General features: G+C 53.9%; 16 protein-coding genes and 1 pseudogene. 15 read left to right on the top strand and 2 right to left on the bottom strand.

Annotated features, from left to right (window positions below; translation table 11 throughout):
* Nucleotides 1-70: 70 nt before the first annotated feature.
* Nucleotides 71-829, top strand: a complete 759-nt coding sequence (locus Q4C79_RS08200; protein WP_303090529.1) for an ABC transporter ATP-binding protein — start codon at nt 71-73, stop codon at nt 827-829.
* A 526-nt stretch (nt 830-1,355) separates the two neighbouring features.
* Here the strand turns inward: Q4C79_RS08200 and Q4C79_RS08195 are convergent.
* Entirely contained in the window at nt 1,356-2,201 is an 846-nt protein-coding gene (locus Q4C79_RS08195; protein WP_303090528.1) for a GNAT family N-acetyltransferase, read from the bottom strand.
* A 538-nt stretch (nt 2,202-2,739) separates the two neighbouring features.
* Between Q4C79_RS08195 and Q4C79_RS08190 the strand changes: the two genes are divergently transcribed.
* The 3 genes from Q4C79_RS08190 to Q4C79_RS08180 all read left to right on the top strand — a co-directional run bounded on the left by Q4C79_RS08190 (nt 2,740) and on the right by Q4C79_RS08180 (nt 6,553).
* Nucleotides 2,740-3,078: a P-II family nitrogen regulator gene (locus tag Q4C79_RS08190; protein ID WP_303090527.1), complete on the top strand. Its 339-nt coding sequence runs from the start codon at nt 2,740-2,742 to the stop codon at nt 3,076-3,078.
* A gap of 78 nt (nt 3,079-3,156) precedes the next feature.
* Nucleotides 3,157-4,452, top strand: a complete 1,296-nt coding sequence (locus tag Q4C79_RS08185) for an ammonium transporter (protein ID WP_303090541.1) — start codon at nt 3,157-3,159, stop codon at nt 4,450-4,452.
* Between the two features lie 130 nt (nt 4,453-4,582).
* A complete protein-coding gene (locus Q4C79_RS08180) occupies nt 4,583-6,553 on the top strand; it encodes a PhoX family phosphatase (RefSeq protein WP_303090526.1) in 1,971 nt (656 codons plus the stop codon).
* A 5-nt stretch (nt 6,554-6,558) separates the two neighbouring features.
* Here the strand turns inward: Q4C79_RS08180 and Q4C79_RS13220 are convergent.
* Nucleotides 6,559-6,674 (bottom strand): annotated as a pseudogene (locus tag Q4C79_RS13220) (IS5/IS1182 family transposase); the annotation flags it as partial.
* 116 nt (nt 6,675-6,790) lie between these two features.
* On the opposite strand from Q4C79_RS13220, the gene phoU reads away from it, so the two are divergent.
* The 11 genes from phoU to phoR all read left to right on the top strand — a co-directional run bounded on the left by phoU (nt 6,791) and on the right by phoR (nt 16,836).
* Complete coding sequence (phoU, locus tag Q4C79_RS08175; RefSeq protein ID WP_303090525.1) at nt 6,791-7,492, top strand: phosphate signaling complex protein PhoU; 702 nt, start codon at nt 6,791-6,793, stop codon at nt 7,490-7,492.
* 542 nt (nt 7,493-8,034) lie between these two features.
* On the top strand, nt 8,035-8,382 hold the full coding sequence (locus Q4C79_RS08170) for a hypothetical protein (RefSeq protein ID WP_303090524.1): 348 nt from the start codon (nt 8,035-8,037) through the stop codon (nt 8,380-8,382).
* A gap of 133 nt (nt 8,383-8,515) precedes the next feature.
* Nucleotides 8,516-9,109 (top strand): hypothetical protein, encoded by a 594-nt coding sequence (locus Q4C79_RS08165; RefSeq protein ID WP_303090523.1) that lies wholly within the window; start codon nt 8,516-8,518, stop codon nt 9,107-9,109.
* A complete protein-coding gene (locus Q4C79_RS08160; protein ID WP_303090522.1) occupies nt 9,106-10,059 on the top strand; it encodes a hypothetical protein in 954 nt (317 codons plus the stop codon). Before Q4C79_RS08165 ends, Q4C79_RS08160 begins: the two co-directional genes overlap by 4 nt.
* A gap of 9 nt (nt 10,060-10,068) precedes the next feature.
* The gene (locus Q4C79_RS08155; RefSeq protein WP_303090521.1) at nt 10,069-10,626 is read left to right on the top strand and encodes a hypothetical protein; all 558 of its coding nucleotides are present in this window, start codon (nt 10,069-10,071) and stop codon (nt 10,624-10,626) included.
* A gap of 190 nt (nt 10,627-10,816) precedes the next feature.
* Nucleotides 10,817-11,923, top strand: coding sequence for a phosphate ABC transporter substrate-binding protein PstS (pstS, locus tag Q4C79_RS08150; protein WP_303090520.1), 1,107 nt, complete (start codon nt 10,817-10,819; stop codon nt 11,921-11,923).
* Nucleotides 11,924-12,012: 89 nt separating this feature from the next.
* Nucleotides 12,013-12,972: a phosphate ABC transporter permease subunit PstC gene (gene pstC, locus Q4C79_RS08145; RefSeq protein ID WP_303090519.1), complete on the top strand. Its 960-nt coding sequence runs from the start codon at nt 12,013-12,015 to the stop codon at nt 12,970-12,972.
* An 11-nt stretch (nt 12,973-12,983) separates the two neighbouring features.
* Nucleotides 12,984-13,838 carry a phosphate ABC transporter permease PstA gene (pstA, locus tag Q4C79_RS08140; protein WP_303090518.1) on the top strand — a complete coding sequence of 285 codons (855 nt, stop codon included), beginning with the start codon at nt 12,984-12,986 and terminating at the stop codon, nt 13,836-13,838.
* Nucleotides 13,839-13,908: 70 nt separating this feature from the next.
* Nucleotides 13,909-14,664 (top strand): phosphate ABC transporter ATP-binding protein PstB, encoded by a 756-nt coding sequence (gene pstB / locus Q4C79_RS08135; RefSeq protein WP_303090517.1) that lies wholly within the window; start codon nt 13,909-13,911, stop codon nt 14,662-14,664.
* A 148-nt stretch (nt 14,665-14,812) separates the two neighbouring features.
* Nucleotides 14,813-15,511, top strand: a complete 699-nt coding sequence (gene phoB, locus Q4C79_RS08130) for a phosphate regulon transcriptional regulator PhoB (protein WP_303090540.1) — start codon at nt 14,813-14,815, stop codon at nt 15,509-15,511.
* A 32-nt stretch (nt 15,512-15,543) separates the two neighbouring features.
* Nucleotides 15,544-16,836 (top strand): phosphate regulon sensor histidine kinase PhoR, encoded by a 1,293-nt coding sequence (gene phoR, locus Q4C79_RS08125; protein ID WP_303090516.1) that lies wholly within the window; start codon nt 15,544-15,546, stop codon nt 16,834-16,836.
* Nucleotides 16,837-17,413: the final 577 nt, after the last annotated feature.

Below are 17,413 nucleotides of genomic sequence, written 5' to 3'. Positions count from 1 at the left end.
CTTGACGGCACAGAGGCCGTCTGAAAGCCATTTAAACCTTATTCAATAAAAGCACAACCATTGGATAACCATGATTGAAATACGCAACGTCAGCCACGCCATCGGCGGACAAACCATTTTAAACAACGTCAGCCTCGATATTCCGCAAGGCGGCATCACCGCCCTAATCGGCCCCAACGGCGCAGGCAAATCGACGCTGCTGTCGCTGATGGCGAGGCTGCAACCGCTGCACGGCGGCCGCATCGCCTACAACGGCAAAGACGTTTCCCACACCCCCACCGCCGAGCTGGCGCGCGTGTTGTCGATACTCACGCAGGAAAACAGCATCATCAGCCGCATTTCGGTGCGCGATTTGCTGATGTTCGGCCGCTATCCCTACCATCAGGGCAGGCCGTCCGAACACGATAAAACCATCGTGGAAAACGCGCTGGCCGAATTCGAGCTGTTGCCGCTTGCCCACCGCTATCTCACCGAATTGTCCGGCGGCCAGCGCCAGCGCTCGATGATTGCGATGGTTTTCTGCCAAAGCACCGAATACGTGCTGCTCGACGAGCCGCTCAACAACCTCGATATGTATTACGCCCGCAGCCTGATGCAGCTTTTGCAAAAACTCACCCGCGAACACCAACGCACCACCGTGGTGGTGCTGCACGACATCAACCAGGCCGCGGCCTATGCCGATTTTGTGGTGGCGATGAAAAACGGCCAAGTGGCGCTGCAAGGCCACCCCAACGAGGTGTTTACGCCGCAAAACATCAAAACCCTGTTTGATATGGAGGTGGACGTGTTGGACTACGGCGGCAAAAAGCTGGTGGTGCACCATGTTTGATGTACGGCTTGCGGGGGAAATGCCTGTCTGAAACCTGATTTTCCGTTGAAACCATGCCTGTCTGAAACTTTTCAGACAGGCATGGTTGATTTCTCCGAAACCTTTGCAAACTCATTGAGGCCGTCTGAACCACCAACCGCCGTCATGCTAGGGTCTGTCGACAATTAACCGGCGAAGCGGTTTTTTGAGGCAAAAACCGCGTATGCAAGGCAAAAAGCACAGCAAGGTTGAACACCTTGCGAGCATTTTAGCTTCGCAAGTCCGCTACGCTACCTAACGCTGCAGACGGGGATTTTTGACCAAAAATACCGCCGTTGCGTTAATTGTCGACAGACCCTAGGGCTTGATCCGAGCATGGCGCGCACATTCATAGCGGATTTAATTAACTTTCGCTACGTCGTTGCGGCCTTGTATTGAAGTAATTAAATCCGCTCCATTGTTTTTCTTGGATCGCATAAGAAACAAACAAAATGCCTGTCTGAAAAGTTTTCAGACAGGCATTTTGTTTCGTTTTTCCGCCTACGGTTTAACGGATACTGGCCACATCGCAGGCAAAATGGTAGCCGACAATATCGAAGCCGTGGCGGAAATAAAAGCGGCGGGCATCGGTACGCTCGCTGCCGATATTGGATTCGACATAAATATGGCTGATTCCTTGTTCGCGCGAGATTTTCGCCACTTCCTGCAACAGGCTGGTGGCGTGGCCGCGACCGCGGCTGTTGGGAATCACCACCATATCATCGATATGGATATGTACGCCGTTGACCAGATTGGTGGCCTGTCTGAAACCGCAGACCGCCACCGCGCTGTGTTTACCCTCCTCGAAGATACCGAGCAGGCGGTAGCCTTGCGGGCGTTGCAGCTGGTTAACCTGCTCGACGAAACGGTTCATATCGGTCAGCATCGGGCGCAACACGCTTAAAGCGGCGAAAGCCACTGCCGTTTCCTGTTCGGTAATCTCGCGCATCTCCCAAGCCGGTGCCTCTTCTTTGGCTTCGGCCGCCGGCGGTGCCGTTTGTGCCGCCGCAAGCTCTGCCGCTTCTGCCTGCTCCCGTGCTTGCGCCTGTGCCTGTGCTTCGCGTTCCTGCTCCAACACGGCGCAATCCATCACCCGCAAATCATTATCGGCGGCAAAATCCATCAGGAAACGGAACATCGGCGGATTGATTTCTTCCAGCTTCTTATCAACGCCCACGCAACGGACGTTATCCACCAAAATCGGGCGCACCCACTCATGGTAAGAGAGGCGGTTGCCCTTATCGAAAGAAGACAGAATGCCGCACAAACGCTCCGACCAATCGCTGGGGCGGAAGGTTTTGCCTTTGCTGGTGGTACCGTGAATGATGATTTCGTTGATGTTGCAGACGAGCATATCCAATCCTTAATCGGCCGTGCCGAATCTGAAAATAAATGCTGCCGATTATACCCGAAGCCGCCGCCAAACCTCTAATTTTCTTATGTTGCGGGCTGAAACGGCCACCTGCCGCGCTTAAAATGCCTGTCTGAAAATGGCTCACGCTTCTTCATTATCATGATGATGAAATCCAAAGGTACTAAGCGCTTTTTCAGACAGGCAAGGCTTTTTCGTTGCCACAACTATTTAACCACTCCTCTCGCCCATCCCTATCTCCGCTTTCCTTTTTTCGATGCTGAAAACATTTCGTTTCAAAAACACAAAAAATAAGAATTATATTTCCACAAAAATCCAATCATAAAAAACAAAAACAAAAAACAACGTTTTAATCGGCACATAATTGCTTTATGGTTAAATTGTTTACATTTTGTTGTACAAATTTTATTTGTTACGTTAAATTGTCAACAATTGATTTAACCTGTTAACAATCTAAAACCGGCGGACGGGCGGCGGCAGCCAATTCCCCTCCTCCGACCTCAAGCAGAAAGGATACAAAATGAAAAAAATCACGGCCATGATCAAACCTTTCAAACTGGACGATGTACGCGAAGCTTTAAGCGAAATCGGCGTGCAAGGCATGACGGTAACCGAAGTGAAAGGCTTCGGCCGCCAGAAAGGCCACACCGAAGTCTACCGCGGCGCGGAATATGCGGTGGATTTCCTGCCTAAGGTGCAGATCGACATCGTGGTGGCTGATGCGGTGGTAGAACACGTAACGGAAACCATCGTCGCAGCCGCCCGTACCGGCAAGGTGGGCGACGGCAAGATTTTCGTTACGCCGGTAGAACAAGTTATCCGCATCCGTACCGGTGAAACCGGCGAAGTGGCGGTTTAAAACATTGCGCAATACGTTTCAGTGATCAGAAAAATGTTAGGAATCATTATGAAAATCCCCCAACCCAAACATGTTGTTATGGCGGCTTCCGCCTTCTTCCCCGCCCTCTGTTTCGCCGCCGGCACCGAAGAGTGGTGGAAACCGTTTTCCGAAATCAATTCTGGCGACACTGCCTGGGTGATGACTTCCGCCGTGCTGGTATTGTTTATGACCATCCCCGGCCTGGCCTTGTTTTACGGCGGCATGGTACGCAAGAAAAACATTCTGTCTACCATGATGCACAGTTTTTCCGTTGCCGCACTGGTGAGCATTTTATGGATGGTGTGCGGCTATTCGCTGGCCTTTACGCCGGGCAACGCCTTTATCGGCGGTCTGGACCGTTTCTTCCTCAACGGTATGAGCCTGGACATGGGCAAAGAAATGGTAACGGTGGCACCCAATGCCGGCAGCATTCCGGAAACCGTTTTCATGGTATTTCAAATGACTTTTGCCGTGATTTCCACCGCCATCATCACCGGCGCCATCGCCGAGCGCATGAAGTTTTCCGCCATGATGCTGTTTTCCGGCTTGTGGATGATGCTGGTTTACGCACCGACCGCGCATTGGGTATGGGGCGGTGGCTTTATGGCTGAAAACGGCGTATTCGACTATGCCGGCGGCACCGTGGTGCACATTAACGCCGGTATCGCCGGTTTGGTAGCCGCGATTATGGTCGGCAAACGGGTGGGTTACGGCAAAGAAGCGATGCCGCCGCACAATATGGCGTTAACCCTTACCGGTGCGGCCATGCTGTGGGTGGGTTGGTTCGGCTTTAACGCAGGCTCCGCGGTAGCGGCCAATGCATCAGCCGGCATGGCGATGGCGGTTACCCAAATCGCTGCCGCCGCAGGGGCGCTCACTTGGTTGTTGTGCGAAAAACTGGCCGCTCACCGTCCTTCAGCCCTCGGCTTGGCTTCCGGCGCGGTTGCCGGTTTGGTCGGCATCACGCCGGCTGCCGGTTTCGTTGATCCGCGCGGCGCACTGGCGCTCGGTATCCTCACTGCCGCCGCTTGTTATTTTGCTTCCGTGATACTCAAACGCAAACTGGGTTACGACGACAGCCTCGACGCCTTCGGCATCCACGGTTTCGGCGGCTTGGTCGGCGCTATCCTGACCGGCGTGTTCTTCAGCAACCCAATCTTCGGCGGCGAAGCCACCATCGGCAGCCAAGTGCTGATCCAAACCCAAGAAGCGCTCACCACCGTGGTATACAGCGGCGTGGCAAGCTTCGTGATTCTGAAAGTGGTCGGCTTGGTTTGCGGCGGCCTGCGCGTTGAAAAAGATGTGGAGCGCGAAGGTCTCGACCTGAACATCCACGGCGAACGGGTAGAATAAGCATTGTTGATTTAAGCTAAAAAATGCCTGTCTGAAAGCTTTCAGACAGGCATTTGTCATTAAATCGTCATCAAGAGTCTTTATGCTTGCTTTAAATAAATCCATTCTTATTTCTCAGAAGGAACACAACATGAGCAAGCCGCTGCACCAGTTAATCAAAAAATTCCGTGCCGATGACATCAGCAACCCCAATCCGCAAGCTTCTTTTTCCGAAGTGATGGATATCCGGCTGTCGCGCCGCCGCCTGCTGCAAAGCACCGGCGCCCTGGGCATCGCCGCCGCCGTACCTTTAGGTTTATCCGCCGCCCAAGCGCGCGCCGCCGCGCCAAGCGCTGCCGGCCGCGCCCAAACCTTGGGTTTTCGCGGCGTACCGTTTTCCACGCAAGACCAAGTGGTGGTACCCGAAGGCTACACCGCCCGCGCTTTTTATAAATGGGGCGATCCGGTCGGGATTGCCGGCAAAATGCCCGCCTTCCGCCAAGACGCGGGCAACAGCGCACGCGAACAAGCCTTACAGGCCGGTATGAACCACGACGGCATGGCGTTTTTCCCGCTGCCGCTCGGTTCCGAAACCTCCGACCACGGCCTCTTAGCCATGAACCACGAATATCTCGACAACGGCCTGCTGTTTCCCGACGGCACGGCAAACTGGAATCTGGAAAAAGCACGCAAAGGCCAAAACGCCATGGGCGTTTCCGTTATCGAGGTACGCAAAAACAACGGCAACTGGCAGGTAGTTCGCCCGTCCCGCTACGCCCGCCGCATTACCGCCAACACACCGATGGGCATCACCGGCCCCGCCCGCGGCCACAACCTGATGAAAACCCAGGCCGATCCGCGCGGAGAGCTTGTTCTCGGCACCATGCAAAACTGCGCCAACGGCTACACGCCTTGGGGTACCTACCTGACCTGCGAAGAAAACTGGAGCGATATTTTCACCAATCCGGGCGGCAACATCACTCCGCTGGAAAAGCGCTACGGCATCGCCGAAAAAGAAGAAGGCTATTTGTGGAGCAAAGTAGACGGCCGCTTCAACAGCGAAATCAACCCGAACGAACCGAACCGCTTCGGCTGGGTGGTGGAAATCGACCCCTTCGATCCGAAATCCGTCCCGCGCAAACACACCGCTTTAGGCCGCTTCAAACACGAAGGCGCCAAAGTAACCGTTACCCCGAACGGCCGGTTGGCCGTTTACATGGGCGACGACCAAAGATTCGAATACATTTACAAATTCGTATCGAAAAACCCCTATCAACCCAATAACCGCAGCGCCAATATGCGCCTGTTGGAAGAAGGCACCCTCTACGTCGCCCGCTTCAATGCCGACGGCACGGGCGACTGGCTGCCGCTGGTACATGGCCAAAACGGCCTGACCGCCGAAAACGGCTTTGCCGACCAAGGCGAAGTTTTGGTAAAAACCCGCCTGGCCGCCGACAAATTGGGCGCCACCCCGATGGACCGCCCCGAATGGATCACTGCCGACCCGTTCGCCTCCGGCAGCCTCTACTGCACGCTCACCAACAACAACGAGCGCGGCAAAGAAGGCAAGCCGGCCGCCGATGCCGCTAACCCGCGCAACAACAATCTGTTCGGCCAAATCATCCACTGGCAAGAAGCCCTCGGCGACGGCACGCAAACCCGCTTCCAATGGGATATCTTGGTGCTGGCCGGCAGAAGCGATACCCCAAAAGCCGAACACCGCGGCAACATCCGAGGCGACGCCTTCGGCAGCCCCGACGGCCTCGCCTTCGATAACCGAGGCGTATTGTGGATTCAAACCGACGTTTCCACCTCCACACTGAACCAGAAAGAATACGCCGGCATGGGCAACAACCAAATGGTCGCCACCATCCCCGGCAGCAACGAATACCGCCGCTTCCTCACCGGCCCCAACGGTTGCGAAATCACCGGCATCGCGTTCACCCCCGACAACAAAACCCTGTTCGTCAATATCCAGCACCCCGGCGAAGGCAAAGGCGACATCAGCGACCCGGCCAACCCGAAAGCCGTTTCCTCCTGGCCCGACGGTGCAGCAGGCGGCCGGCCGCGCTCCGCTACCGTCGTCATCACCAAAAACGACGGCGGCATTATCGGCAGCTAATCCGGCTGACCGATACGGTATAGTGGCTTAAATTCCGAGTAGTACAGCGTTGCCTCGCCTTGCCGTACTATCTGTACTGTCTTCGGCTCGGCGCCTTGTCCTATTCGGAATTTAAGCCACTATCACAATGCCTGTCTGAAAAGGCGCCCAAACCTTTTCAGACAGGCATTGTCAAAATTCTGTCATCAAATCACTTTATGATGATGCACCATCAACCCCAACGAGCGGAACAACCTTATGCCCGAACATATCTCCTCACACTTCAACCAAGAGCTCGAAAACGTACGCACCGATGTGATGCGCATGGGCGGCTTGGTGGAACAACAGCTGCAAACCGTACTGGACGCCTTATCCAGCGCAGATGCGTTGAACCTGACATCTGTTATCGACGGCGACGGCGCCATCAACAAACTGGAAGTCGCCATCGACGACGCCTGCCAAACCATCATCGCCCGCCGCCAGCCCGCAGCGGGAGATTTGCGTTTCGTACTCACGGTGACACGGATCATCGTCGATCTGGAGCGGATGGGCGACGAATTGAAAAAAACCGCCCTGCTCGCCTACGAATTGTGCAGCCACAATAAAGTGAACGCCACCCAACTGTACGACACCCACCGGCTGGCCGAAATGACCGTGCCGATGATACGCCGCGCGCTGGACGCCTTCGCCCGGCTCGATTCCGCCGCCGTCATCGACCTGAACGAAGCCGACCGCAAACTGGATACCGACTACCGTAACCAATCGCGCATGCTGGCCACCTACATGATGGAAGACCCGCGCAGCATCAGCACCTTCATCGACATCATGATGATGAACAAAGCCATCGAACGCGTCGGCGACCATGCGAAAAACATCGCCGAACACGTCGTTTACCTCGTGCGAGGCATCGATATCCGCCACCAGCCTTTAGAGCGGATCGAAGCGAACCTGAAAGAGTAAAAACCGGGTAACGCGCCCGGTAATACCTCTCACGCGTAAAAAATGCCTGTCTGAAACCGTTTCAGACAGGCATTTGCCGTTGTTCAACCACCAGAGGCCTTTTAGGCCTAACCATAACCGCTTCTGTACCACCATGTAATTTCACCTTCAAAGCTAACGATTATTGACATATTCTTATATCATATTTAACGTCGAAATAATCCTTCTTAAAACAATATCCGCAAACAAAATATAACAAAAAACTATCAAACACCAGATAAAAACAAAATAAATCATTTAAATTCAATAATGTATAAAACGTAAAGAAATTTAAAATTTTATACATTTGGTATAAATCTCAAACATGCCCGATGCTTATTTCACCGTCCTTTCCATCCTCAAAATTTGAATTAACATTTTTTTACAATTATGCAAGAGGGAAATTACATGAAACTACTAATAGTATGACGGCTCTAACCGACGTGATTGGGGCGTTTCCCGCTTCAAAACACAGGCGCGCCAAACCAATCATCCCTAAAACAATGTAAGGAAAGGAATTAATCATGAAATTGAAAAAAACCTCTTCAGCCCTGTTTCTCAGCCTGATGGTATTTGCAGGCGGTGCATACGCAGGTGGTATTGTTCCTATTATGGGTGCAGCTACTGCACTTGGTAATGCAAAAACCGATCTGACTGTCGGTGTATTAACCAATACCAATATCAAAGCCGATGCCCAAGCCAACGGCAGAGACTCCGAAGCAATGGCCGGCGGCGTGATCAGTGCCACACCGAAAGGTGAAGGTTTAGGTGCAAAAGTGAATGTCGGCGTTATCACTGGCGGCAGTATCGATGCCAAAGCTAAAGCCAATAACGGCGGTGCAGCCTATGCCGGCGGCGTGATTTCCAAATAATTAACCACCACCACAATTATCTGCATCAAACAGATACACAACCGACCAAAGGCCGCCGCTTTAGTGGCAGGCCTTTTCATCCTTATTATTACCAAACTTATCGGTTTATATCCCTACCTTGAGGACACCCACCATGAAGATCAAACATCCTGCAGTTGCGGCCACGTTGGGCAGCATACTCTTGATTAGCGCTTATTCGGCCTCTTCCGCCCCTAATTCAATCACCGATAAAGGCTCTGCCAGCTACAAAGGCGCTTCCGCCGCGAACGTTATTCAAAAAAGCGGAAAAGAGCAAATCAAAATCAACGGCTTACAGGGCGGAAAAATCACGCAAACCCAAAACCGGCTGATTGTTCAAGGCGGTACCATCGTCGCCAAACCGGGTGAGAAACAGCCGGCCATCCATATCGAAAACCCGGGTAATAAAGAAATCCTGATCCAAAATACCCGCATCATTTCCGACGGCGCGGTACAGGACAATAAAGACGGCAGCGCCGGTATCGTGATCATCGAAAACGGCAACAAACAAGGCAATACCCGCGCACGGGTGAAAATGGACAACGTTCATGTTACCGCACGCAACAGCACCATCCGCGCCAAAGCATCCGGCGGAGGCAGTGCATGCGCCGGCGTTGTATGCACCGGCATGGATGACGATGATGAACAAAGCGGCAATATTGTTGTCGATATCCGGGGCAATAACTCATTCGAGGCGATTTCCCAGTGAAGAAACCGACCAAAACCACCCGATTAGCGGCCGTAATCTTGCCCTTGCTGCTGTTAAGCGGCTGCGCAGCGACCGATTTGCAAGCCACCCGCAAACATTATTCTTCCGAAGCAAGTCGGAAAAAAGCGCAGGAAGCGGCGGATTTGCGCGCGCAAACCATCAGCGACGGCGAAACGTTTTACGGCAAAAAATTGGCCTGCCTCAGCGATATGCACAAAGATTTTTTTGCCGCCCAAACGGCAGCAGCGATACAAGCCGGGGAACTACAAGGCAACGGCCGCTTCCGGATGGCGATTTCCCCTATCCGGGACAAAACCGGCAAAATCTTCGACATCAATTCAACCGTACTCTCGGATATGGTGATGGATGCCGTTACCAAATTCAAACACTTCGACGTACTCGAAACGCCGATGGCACCGGACGGTTTAACCGATTCGCGCAACAATTTTTTAGACCCCCGCTACACCATGCCCGCCGGCATCGTTCAGAATTTCTCGGCCACCATGACTTCTTTGCAACATCTGCCGGTGGGGGTAATTTTTCCCTCTAACTACTATATCAGCGGTGCCATTATCCAATATGACGAGGATTCCGTGATTCCGCCGCAACGCGACATCAGCGCGGATATTTATCAATACCAATTCAAAAGAAGGGCCGAAGCCTTAACCACCACCATTAATTTACGCTTGGTTGACTCCTGGACCGGCGCCGTGGTGCGGATAGCCGGCAGCGACGAATTGGCCAGCGTAAACCTCACCAATACGTTTTACAAAATACAAACTCAACATAATTTCTTCCGCCTAATCGGCACCAAAGATTACGGAATCGATTATTCGGTTACCGTGGGCGATCCCAAAACAGCGGTGGTCAAAGAAATGGTTGATAAAGGTGTTTACCAGCTGTTGGATAAGTTCTTAAAACCGTACCAAGTTCGCAAAGAAAGCTGCTAGGAGAAAGCCATGGCAAACGCAAGCTTGAAAAAAAACCAACTAAAAAACCTATTGGGCGGCCTGATATTGTTGTTTTCCTTCTCCGCACACGCTGAATTTTTCATCATCAACACCCAATCACTGGATCCGGCAGAATTCAGCCAAAATGCCGGCCGCTCGTCTCTGAGCGACGTAGAAGCCAGCAAAACCGCTTTGCTGCAATACTACCAATATCCCGAAAGAGCGGCGGCCGTACAACAACGCCGGCAAATCCTTGGCCACATCGCCGCACAAATGCCTTCGCTGCTGCAAAACGGCGCCAGCGAAGCCGTAATCGGCGAATTGAATGCTTATGTACGGCAGGCGGAACCGCAAATCAAACAATCCCTCGCCTTTTTGGCCGATTTCGAGCTGGCCGAATTGAAGCAGCTCTATGAGCTTGAGCAAGGGAACGACAAACAATTGCAACGGCTCAAAGGCGAAATTGGCCGCATCAAGGTTGTTGAAGCTGCGCCTCAGCCGCTATGGAACAGCGCCCCTGCTCCCCAGCCTGCCGCCGGCAGCCAACCCGCTACCGGTGCTCCATAAAACCATAAAGTCATAAATAAAATGCACGGTACCCGAAAATGCCTGTCTGAAACTTTTCAGACAGGCATTTATTGTTCCCCCCTTTTCTCGAGCAAATATTTCAATTTTCCTTACATTGTCATACAACTGAAACATTGGCCTTTTAAACTGCCGGCATACTTTCCCATACTACAGAAAGAGAAAGCCTGTTATGAAAATCCGTACCTTGAGCGCTTTTGTCATCACCGCATTCGTATTGGCCGCCTGCGGCGGTTCCAACGACGGCAAACCGCCGGTGCCGCCGCAACAAAACGGCACGGCTGCCGGTTCGAACGAAAAAGTCGGCCTGGACGTTACCGGCGCCGGTGCCTCTTTCCCGCAGCCGATTTACGTGCAATGGGCACAAGGCTATCAAGCGGCCGCCGGTGGCCGGGTGAATTATCAGTCGATCGGTTCTTCCGGCGGCGTGAAGCAGATTACCGCCAAAACGGTGGACTTCGGTGCCTCTGATTCGCCGCTGAAAGCCGAAGAATTGGAAAAACAAGGATTGGTACAATTCCCGACCGTTATCGGCGGTGTGGTGCCGGTGGTGAATGTAGACGGTATCAAGCCCGGCCAGTTGAAGCTGACCGGCGAAGTGTTGGCCGAAATCTATCTGGGTACCATTAAAAAATGGAACGATCCGAAAATCGCTGCGCTAAACGAGGGCGTTAGCCTGCCGGACGCGCCGATTACCACGGTATTCCGCTCCGACGGCTCGGGCACCAGCTTTATTTTTACCACTTATCTGAGCCAGGTTTCGCCGGCGTGGAAGGATAAAGTCGGCGCCGCCAACACCGTTAAATGGCCGACCGCTGATTCGGGTGCCGCCGGCAAAGGCAACGAGGGCGTATCTACCTATGTTAACCGCGTGAAAAACTCGATCGGTTACGTGGAATATGCTTATGCCAAGCAAAACAATATGTCTCACGTACAACTGAAAAACAAAGCCGGCCAATTCGTACAGCCTTCTCAGGAAAGCTTCGCGGCGGCGGCCGATGTCGACTGGAGCAAGGTTCCCGGCTTCAGCTTGGTGCTGACCGACCAACCGGCCGAAAAAGCCTGGCCGCTGGCATCCGCTACCTTTATTCTGATGCATAAAAAAGCGGATGACGCAGCCAAAGCCAAAGCGGCGCTGAGCTTCTTCGACTGGTCCTACCAAAACGGCGACGAAGCGGCCGCCAAGCTTGATTACGTTCCGCTGCCCGCCAACGTTAAAGATCTGGTACGCAGCGAGTGGAAGAAAATCACCGATGCCAACGGTGCCGCCGTTTTCTGATACCGTTCCCGATGCCTGTCTGAAAACCTGCATACGGATTTTCAGACAGGCATTTAGCTAAAGTTTCCAACCGATTCGGAAAGCGTGTAATGAGTACACTTCCCCAACAAAAACTGAAGCGGCAACGGCTGTACGATTCGCTGTTCGTCGGCACCACCAAACTGTTCGCCATCTTGGTGTTGGCAAGTTTGGGCGGCATTCTGGTTTCGCTGGTCATGGGCGCCATGCCCAGCATGCAGAAATTCGGTTTAGGTTTTTTTACTTCCAGCAACTGGGATACCGTGGCTGGCGACTACGGCGCGCTCGCACCGATTTACGGCACGCTGGTTACCTCCGCCATCGCCTTGCTGATTGCCGTACCGGTCAGCTTCGGCATCGCGGTTTTCCTCACTGAATTGTGCCCCGGCTTCCTGCGCCGCCCGCTTGGCATCTGCGTCGAATTGCTGGCCGGCATTCCTTCGATTATTTACGGCATGTGGGGTTTATTCGTATTCGCCCCTTTCTTCTCCGAGCACATCCAACCGTTTTTTATCGACACTTTCGGCCATCTGCCGCTGATCGGCGCACTGTTCCAAGGTGCCCCGATGGGCATCGGCCTGTTTGCCGCCGGCCTGATTCTGGCGGTGATGATTATCCCGTTTATCGCCTCGGTGATGCGCGACGTATTCGAAATCACTCCGACCATGCTGAAAGAATCGGCTTACGGCTTGGGCTCCACCAAATGGGAAGTGGTGCGCAGCGTGGTGTTGCCCTATACCAAAGCCGGCGTGGTCGGCGGTATTATTCTCGGCTTGGGCCGGGCGCTGGGCGAAACGATGGCGGTTACCTTCGTGATCGGCAACACCTTCAACATCAGCCCCAGCCTCTATAACTCCGGCGTGTCGATTACTTCGGCGCTGGCCAACGAGTTCGCCGAAGCGGTCGATCCGCTGCACCTCTCCTCGCTGCTCTATCTGGGCCTGATTCTGTTTGTCATCACCTTTATCGTGCTCTGTATTTCCAAAGTTATGCTGCTGCGCATGCAGCGCAATGAAGGCCGCAGCCATTAAGGACAAACACCATGCAAGTTCATACTCCCGACAATCCGATTTATCTGCGCCGCCGCTGGCTGAGCCGTTTCAACCTCGCAATGGCGTGGTGCACGATGGCTTTCGGCCTGTTCTGGCTGGGCTGGATATTCTTTACCCTGTTCAGCGAGGGCTTCAGCGGCTTGGGCGGTCATATTTTCAGCATGGATACGCCGCCGCCCGGCGTGGAGGGCGGCTTGCGCAACGCCATCGTCGGCAGCCTGATGATTACCCTGTTCGGCCTGTTGGTCGGCACGCCCATCGGCATTCTCTGCGGCATTTATCTGGCGGAATTCGGTCAGAAAAGCCATCTGGCCTCCGCTACCCGCTTTATGAACGATATCCTGCTCTCCGCGCCCTCCATCGTTATCGGCCTGTTTATCTACGAGCTGGTGGTGGTTCGCCAAGGCCATTTTTCCGGCTGGTCCGGCTCGCTCGCACTCTCGCTGCTGGTGATTCCGGTAGTGGTACGCACCACCGAAAACATGCTGAAGCTCGTGCCCAACAGCCTGCGCGAAGCGGCTTATGCCTTGGGTACGCCCAAATGGAAGCTGGTGAGCATGGTCACGCTGCGTGCAGCCAAGGCCGGCGTCTTAACCGGCGTACTGCTGGCATTTGCCCGCATTTCCGGCGAAACCGCACCGCTGCTGTTCACCGCGATGAACAACAATTTCTTCAGCACCAATATGAACCAACCCATCGCCAACCTGCCGAACGTGATTTACCAGTTCGCCATGTCGCCCTACACCGACTGGCACGGGCTGGCCTGGGCCGCCGCGCTTCTGATTACGCTGACCGTTCTGGCCGCCAACATTGCCGCCCGCTATATCGGCAACAAGAAATCCTAATTTTGTTTTCAGACAGGCATAGCCGTATCCCAATGCCTGTCTGAAAAAAACATAACGTCAAGGAAACACCATGCAAAGCAAAATCGCCGTACGCAATTTCAATTTCTACTACGGTTCGTTCCACGCCTTGAAAAACATCAATATCGACATTCCCGCCAATAAAGTTACCGCCTTTATCGGCCCCTCCGGCTGCGGCAAATCCACCCTGCTGCGCACCTTCAACCGCATGTACGATCTCTACCCGGGCATGAAGGCAGAAGGCGAGTTGCTGCTGGACGGCAAAAACATCCTCGGCGGCGACATCGACCTCAACCTGTTGCGCGCCCGCGTCGGCATGGTGTTCCAAAAGCCCACCCCGTTTCCGATGTCGATTTATGACAATGTTACCTTCGGCGTGAAGCTCTACGAAAAACTCTCCAAAAGCGAACTGGACGACCGCGTCGAATGGGCGCTCAAAAAAGCCGCGCTGTGGAACGAAGTGAAAGACAAACTCAAACAAAGCGGCAACTCGCTCTCCGGCGGCCAACAGCAACGCCTGTGCATCGCCCGCGCCGTCGCCGCCAAACCCGAAGTGGTGCTGCTCGACGAACCCACTTCCGCGCTCGACCCCATCTCCACCGCCCACATCGAAGAGCTGGTTACCGAGCTGAAAAACGACTACACCATCGCCATCGTTACCCACAATATGCAGCAAGCCGCCCGCGTATCCGACTTCACCGCCTATATGTATCTGGGCGAATTAATCGAAGTGGGCGACACCAAACAGATTTTCACCAAACCCGGCCGCAAAGAAACCGAAGACTACATCACCGGCAAATTCGGCTAAACCGCCAAATGCCTGTCTGAAAAACAAACCACACGTTTCAGACAGGCATTTCGCAGCGGCAAAAGCATTTGCACAACATCCCGAACGCATGCCACAATAAACCGGATACCGGCAGTAAATTCCCGAAATACCACCAAAGGAATACATGATGCCCGAAGTCAGAATATTGGTTGTAGAAGACGAACCCTCCATCATCAAACTGATCCAGTTCACATTAGAGCAAGCCGGCTTCCAAGTATCGTCCGCCCAAAGCGTAGAAGCCGCCACCCCCCTGCTGAGTGCCGAATTGCCCGATCTCCTATTGCTAGACTGGATGCTGCCCGGCACATCCGGCATACAATTTGCCAAACAATTGCGTGCCCAAGAGCGCACCCGCGACCTGCCCATCATCCTCTTGACCGCGCGCAGCGAAGACACCGATAAAGAACAAGGCCTGAACCTCGGCGCCGACGACTACATCACCAAACCGTTTTCCCCGCGCGAACTGATCGCCCGCATCAACGCCCTGCTGCGCCGCCGCGCACCGCAGAAAACCGAAAGCCAAATCCAAGCCGGCGAGCTGCTGCTCGATCCCGCAGAACACAGCGTCAGCGCCAACGGCCGCATCATCCCCTTCGGCCCCACCGAATTCAAACTGCTGCACTTCTTCATGACCCACGCCGACCGCGTATACAGCCGCCGCCAATTGCTCGATTTAGTGTGGGGCGACCACATTTTCGTCGAAGAGCGCACCGTCGACGTCCACATCCGCCGCCTGCGCAAAGGCCTCGAAACCGTCGGCCTCGAAAACATGGTACAAACCGTGCGCGGCAGCGGCTACCGCTTCAGCGCCACACCCGCCCAATAACCTTTCAGACAGGCATCCTCCAAGCAGGCATTATGTACAGCCACTTTACCAAACTCATCCTCAGCCTGGCCGCCGCCGCCGTTTTAGGCTACCTGATCAGCGGCCTCACCGGCCTCTTCGCCGCCTGTTGCGCCGTACTGCTCGGCTACCTGTTCCTGCACCTCTACCAAATCAACCGCCTTTTCCGCTGGCTCAAAAGCCCCAAGCTCAACAACCTCCCCCGTTCCGGCAGCGGCATCTGGGGCAATATCTTCGACACCCTGCTCTCGCAAGCCAAAAGCCGCAAAAAAAGAAAGCAAAAGCTCTCCTCCGCCCTGCTCCACCTCAACAGAATAGCCGAAGCCATTCCCAACGGCGTACTGCTGCTCGATGCCAACGGCCGCATCGAATGGTTCAACCGCCCCGCAGCGCAACACCTCAACCTCGACAGCACCCTCGATCAAAACGGAATCCTCAAAAACCTCGTCCGCGCACCCGAATTCCACACCTTCCTGCAAACCGTGCCCGACGAACAACAACCACCGGAAATCAGCATCCCGATACACACCCTCCACGGTATCCGCAACATACTCATCACCCGCTCCGCCTTCGACAAAGACCAAACCCTGCTGGTTACCCAAGACATTACCGCCGCCGAACAACTCAACGCCGCGCGCACCGATTTCGTCGCCAACGTCTCGCACGAATTGCGCACCCCCTTAACCGTAATCAACGGCTTTCTCGAAACCCTCACCGATATGCCCGACATGCCGCGCGAACAACAACAAGAATTCCTCGGCCTGATGCAACACGAAGGCAACCGCATGCTCAGCCTGATCGCCGATCTGCTCACCCTTTCCCGGCTCGAAAGCCCCCATACCGAAGAAAACCGCCAACCGGTAAACTTTTCCGCCCTAATCGAACAAGCCGCTGCCGAAGGCGGCTCGCTCTCGCAAGGCCGCCACACCCTTACCACCGATATCTCGCCCGATATCTGGGTAAACGGCAGCCAGCTCGACCTCTACAACGCCTTCAGCAACCTGATATTCAACGCCGTCCGCTACACACCCGCAGGCGGCGACATCCGCATCTGCCTGCAAAGCGAAGACGAAAAACACGCCCGTTTCAGCGTAAGCGACACCGGCCCCGGCATCGCCGCCGAACACCTGCCGCGCCTGACCGAACGCTTCTACCGCGTCGATTCCGGCCGCTCCCGCCACAACGGCGGCACCGGCCTTGGCCTTGCCATCACCAAACACGCCTTGGCCAAACATAACAGCAACCTCGAAATCGAAAGCCGACCCGGCCACGGCAGCACCTTTTCCGCCGTACTCGAAACCCGATAGCAGATTCACCTCCCTAATCGCCATCCTCAAACCCGGGCGAATATTTTTAAACTTCAGTTCAAGCGGTACCTTCGCAAAAAAGCCGTTTTCATCCTGCATTTATTTATATAGCAGATTTAATTACTTCGATACAAGGCAGCAAGCCGCAGACAGTACAAATAGTACGGAACCGATTCTGTTGCCGCTTTAGCGGCTTACAAAATCGTTCTCTTTGAGCTAAGGCGCAGCAACGCCGTAGCGAAAGTTAAGTTAATCCGCTATATATTCCGTCATACTCGGGCTTGACCCGAGTATCTGTTATTCCTTCTCAAACAACCAGATGCTCAGGCCAAGCCCAAGCATGGTGTACTCATTTAAAGTACCGAAAAGAATTTTGCAAAGGTCTTCAGGCGGCCATAATTGCATAAAAAGCAAAAATGCCTGTCTGAAAAACTCTTTCAGACAGGCATTCTTTATCTTGCTCCATTTGGCATAAATGTAATCCTATCCAATAATCGAACTATTTACGAAAATTATAGTGAGTTAAAATAAGAATTCCAAACTTTACTCCCCCCCCCCTTACCAGCAGAAAAAAATG

Origin of the sequence: Neisseria sp., assembly GCF_030523955.1 — a bacterium.
Lineage (GTDB): Bacteria > Pseudomonadota > Gammaproteobacteria > Burkholderiales > Neisseriaceae > Neisseria.
Note: the sequence above shows the minus strand (reverse complement) of the source record. Positions and strands in the feature narration are given on the sequence as shown.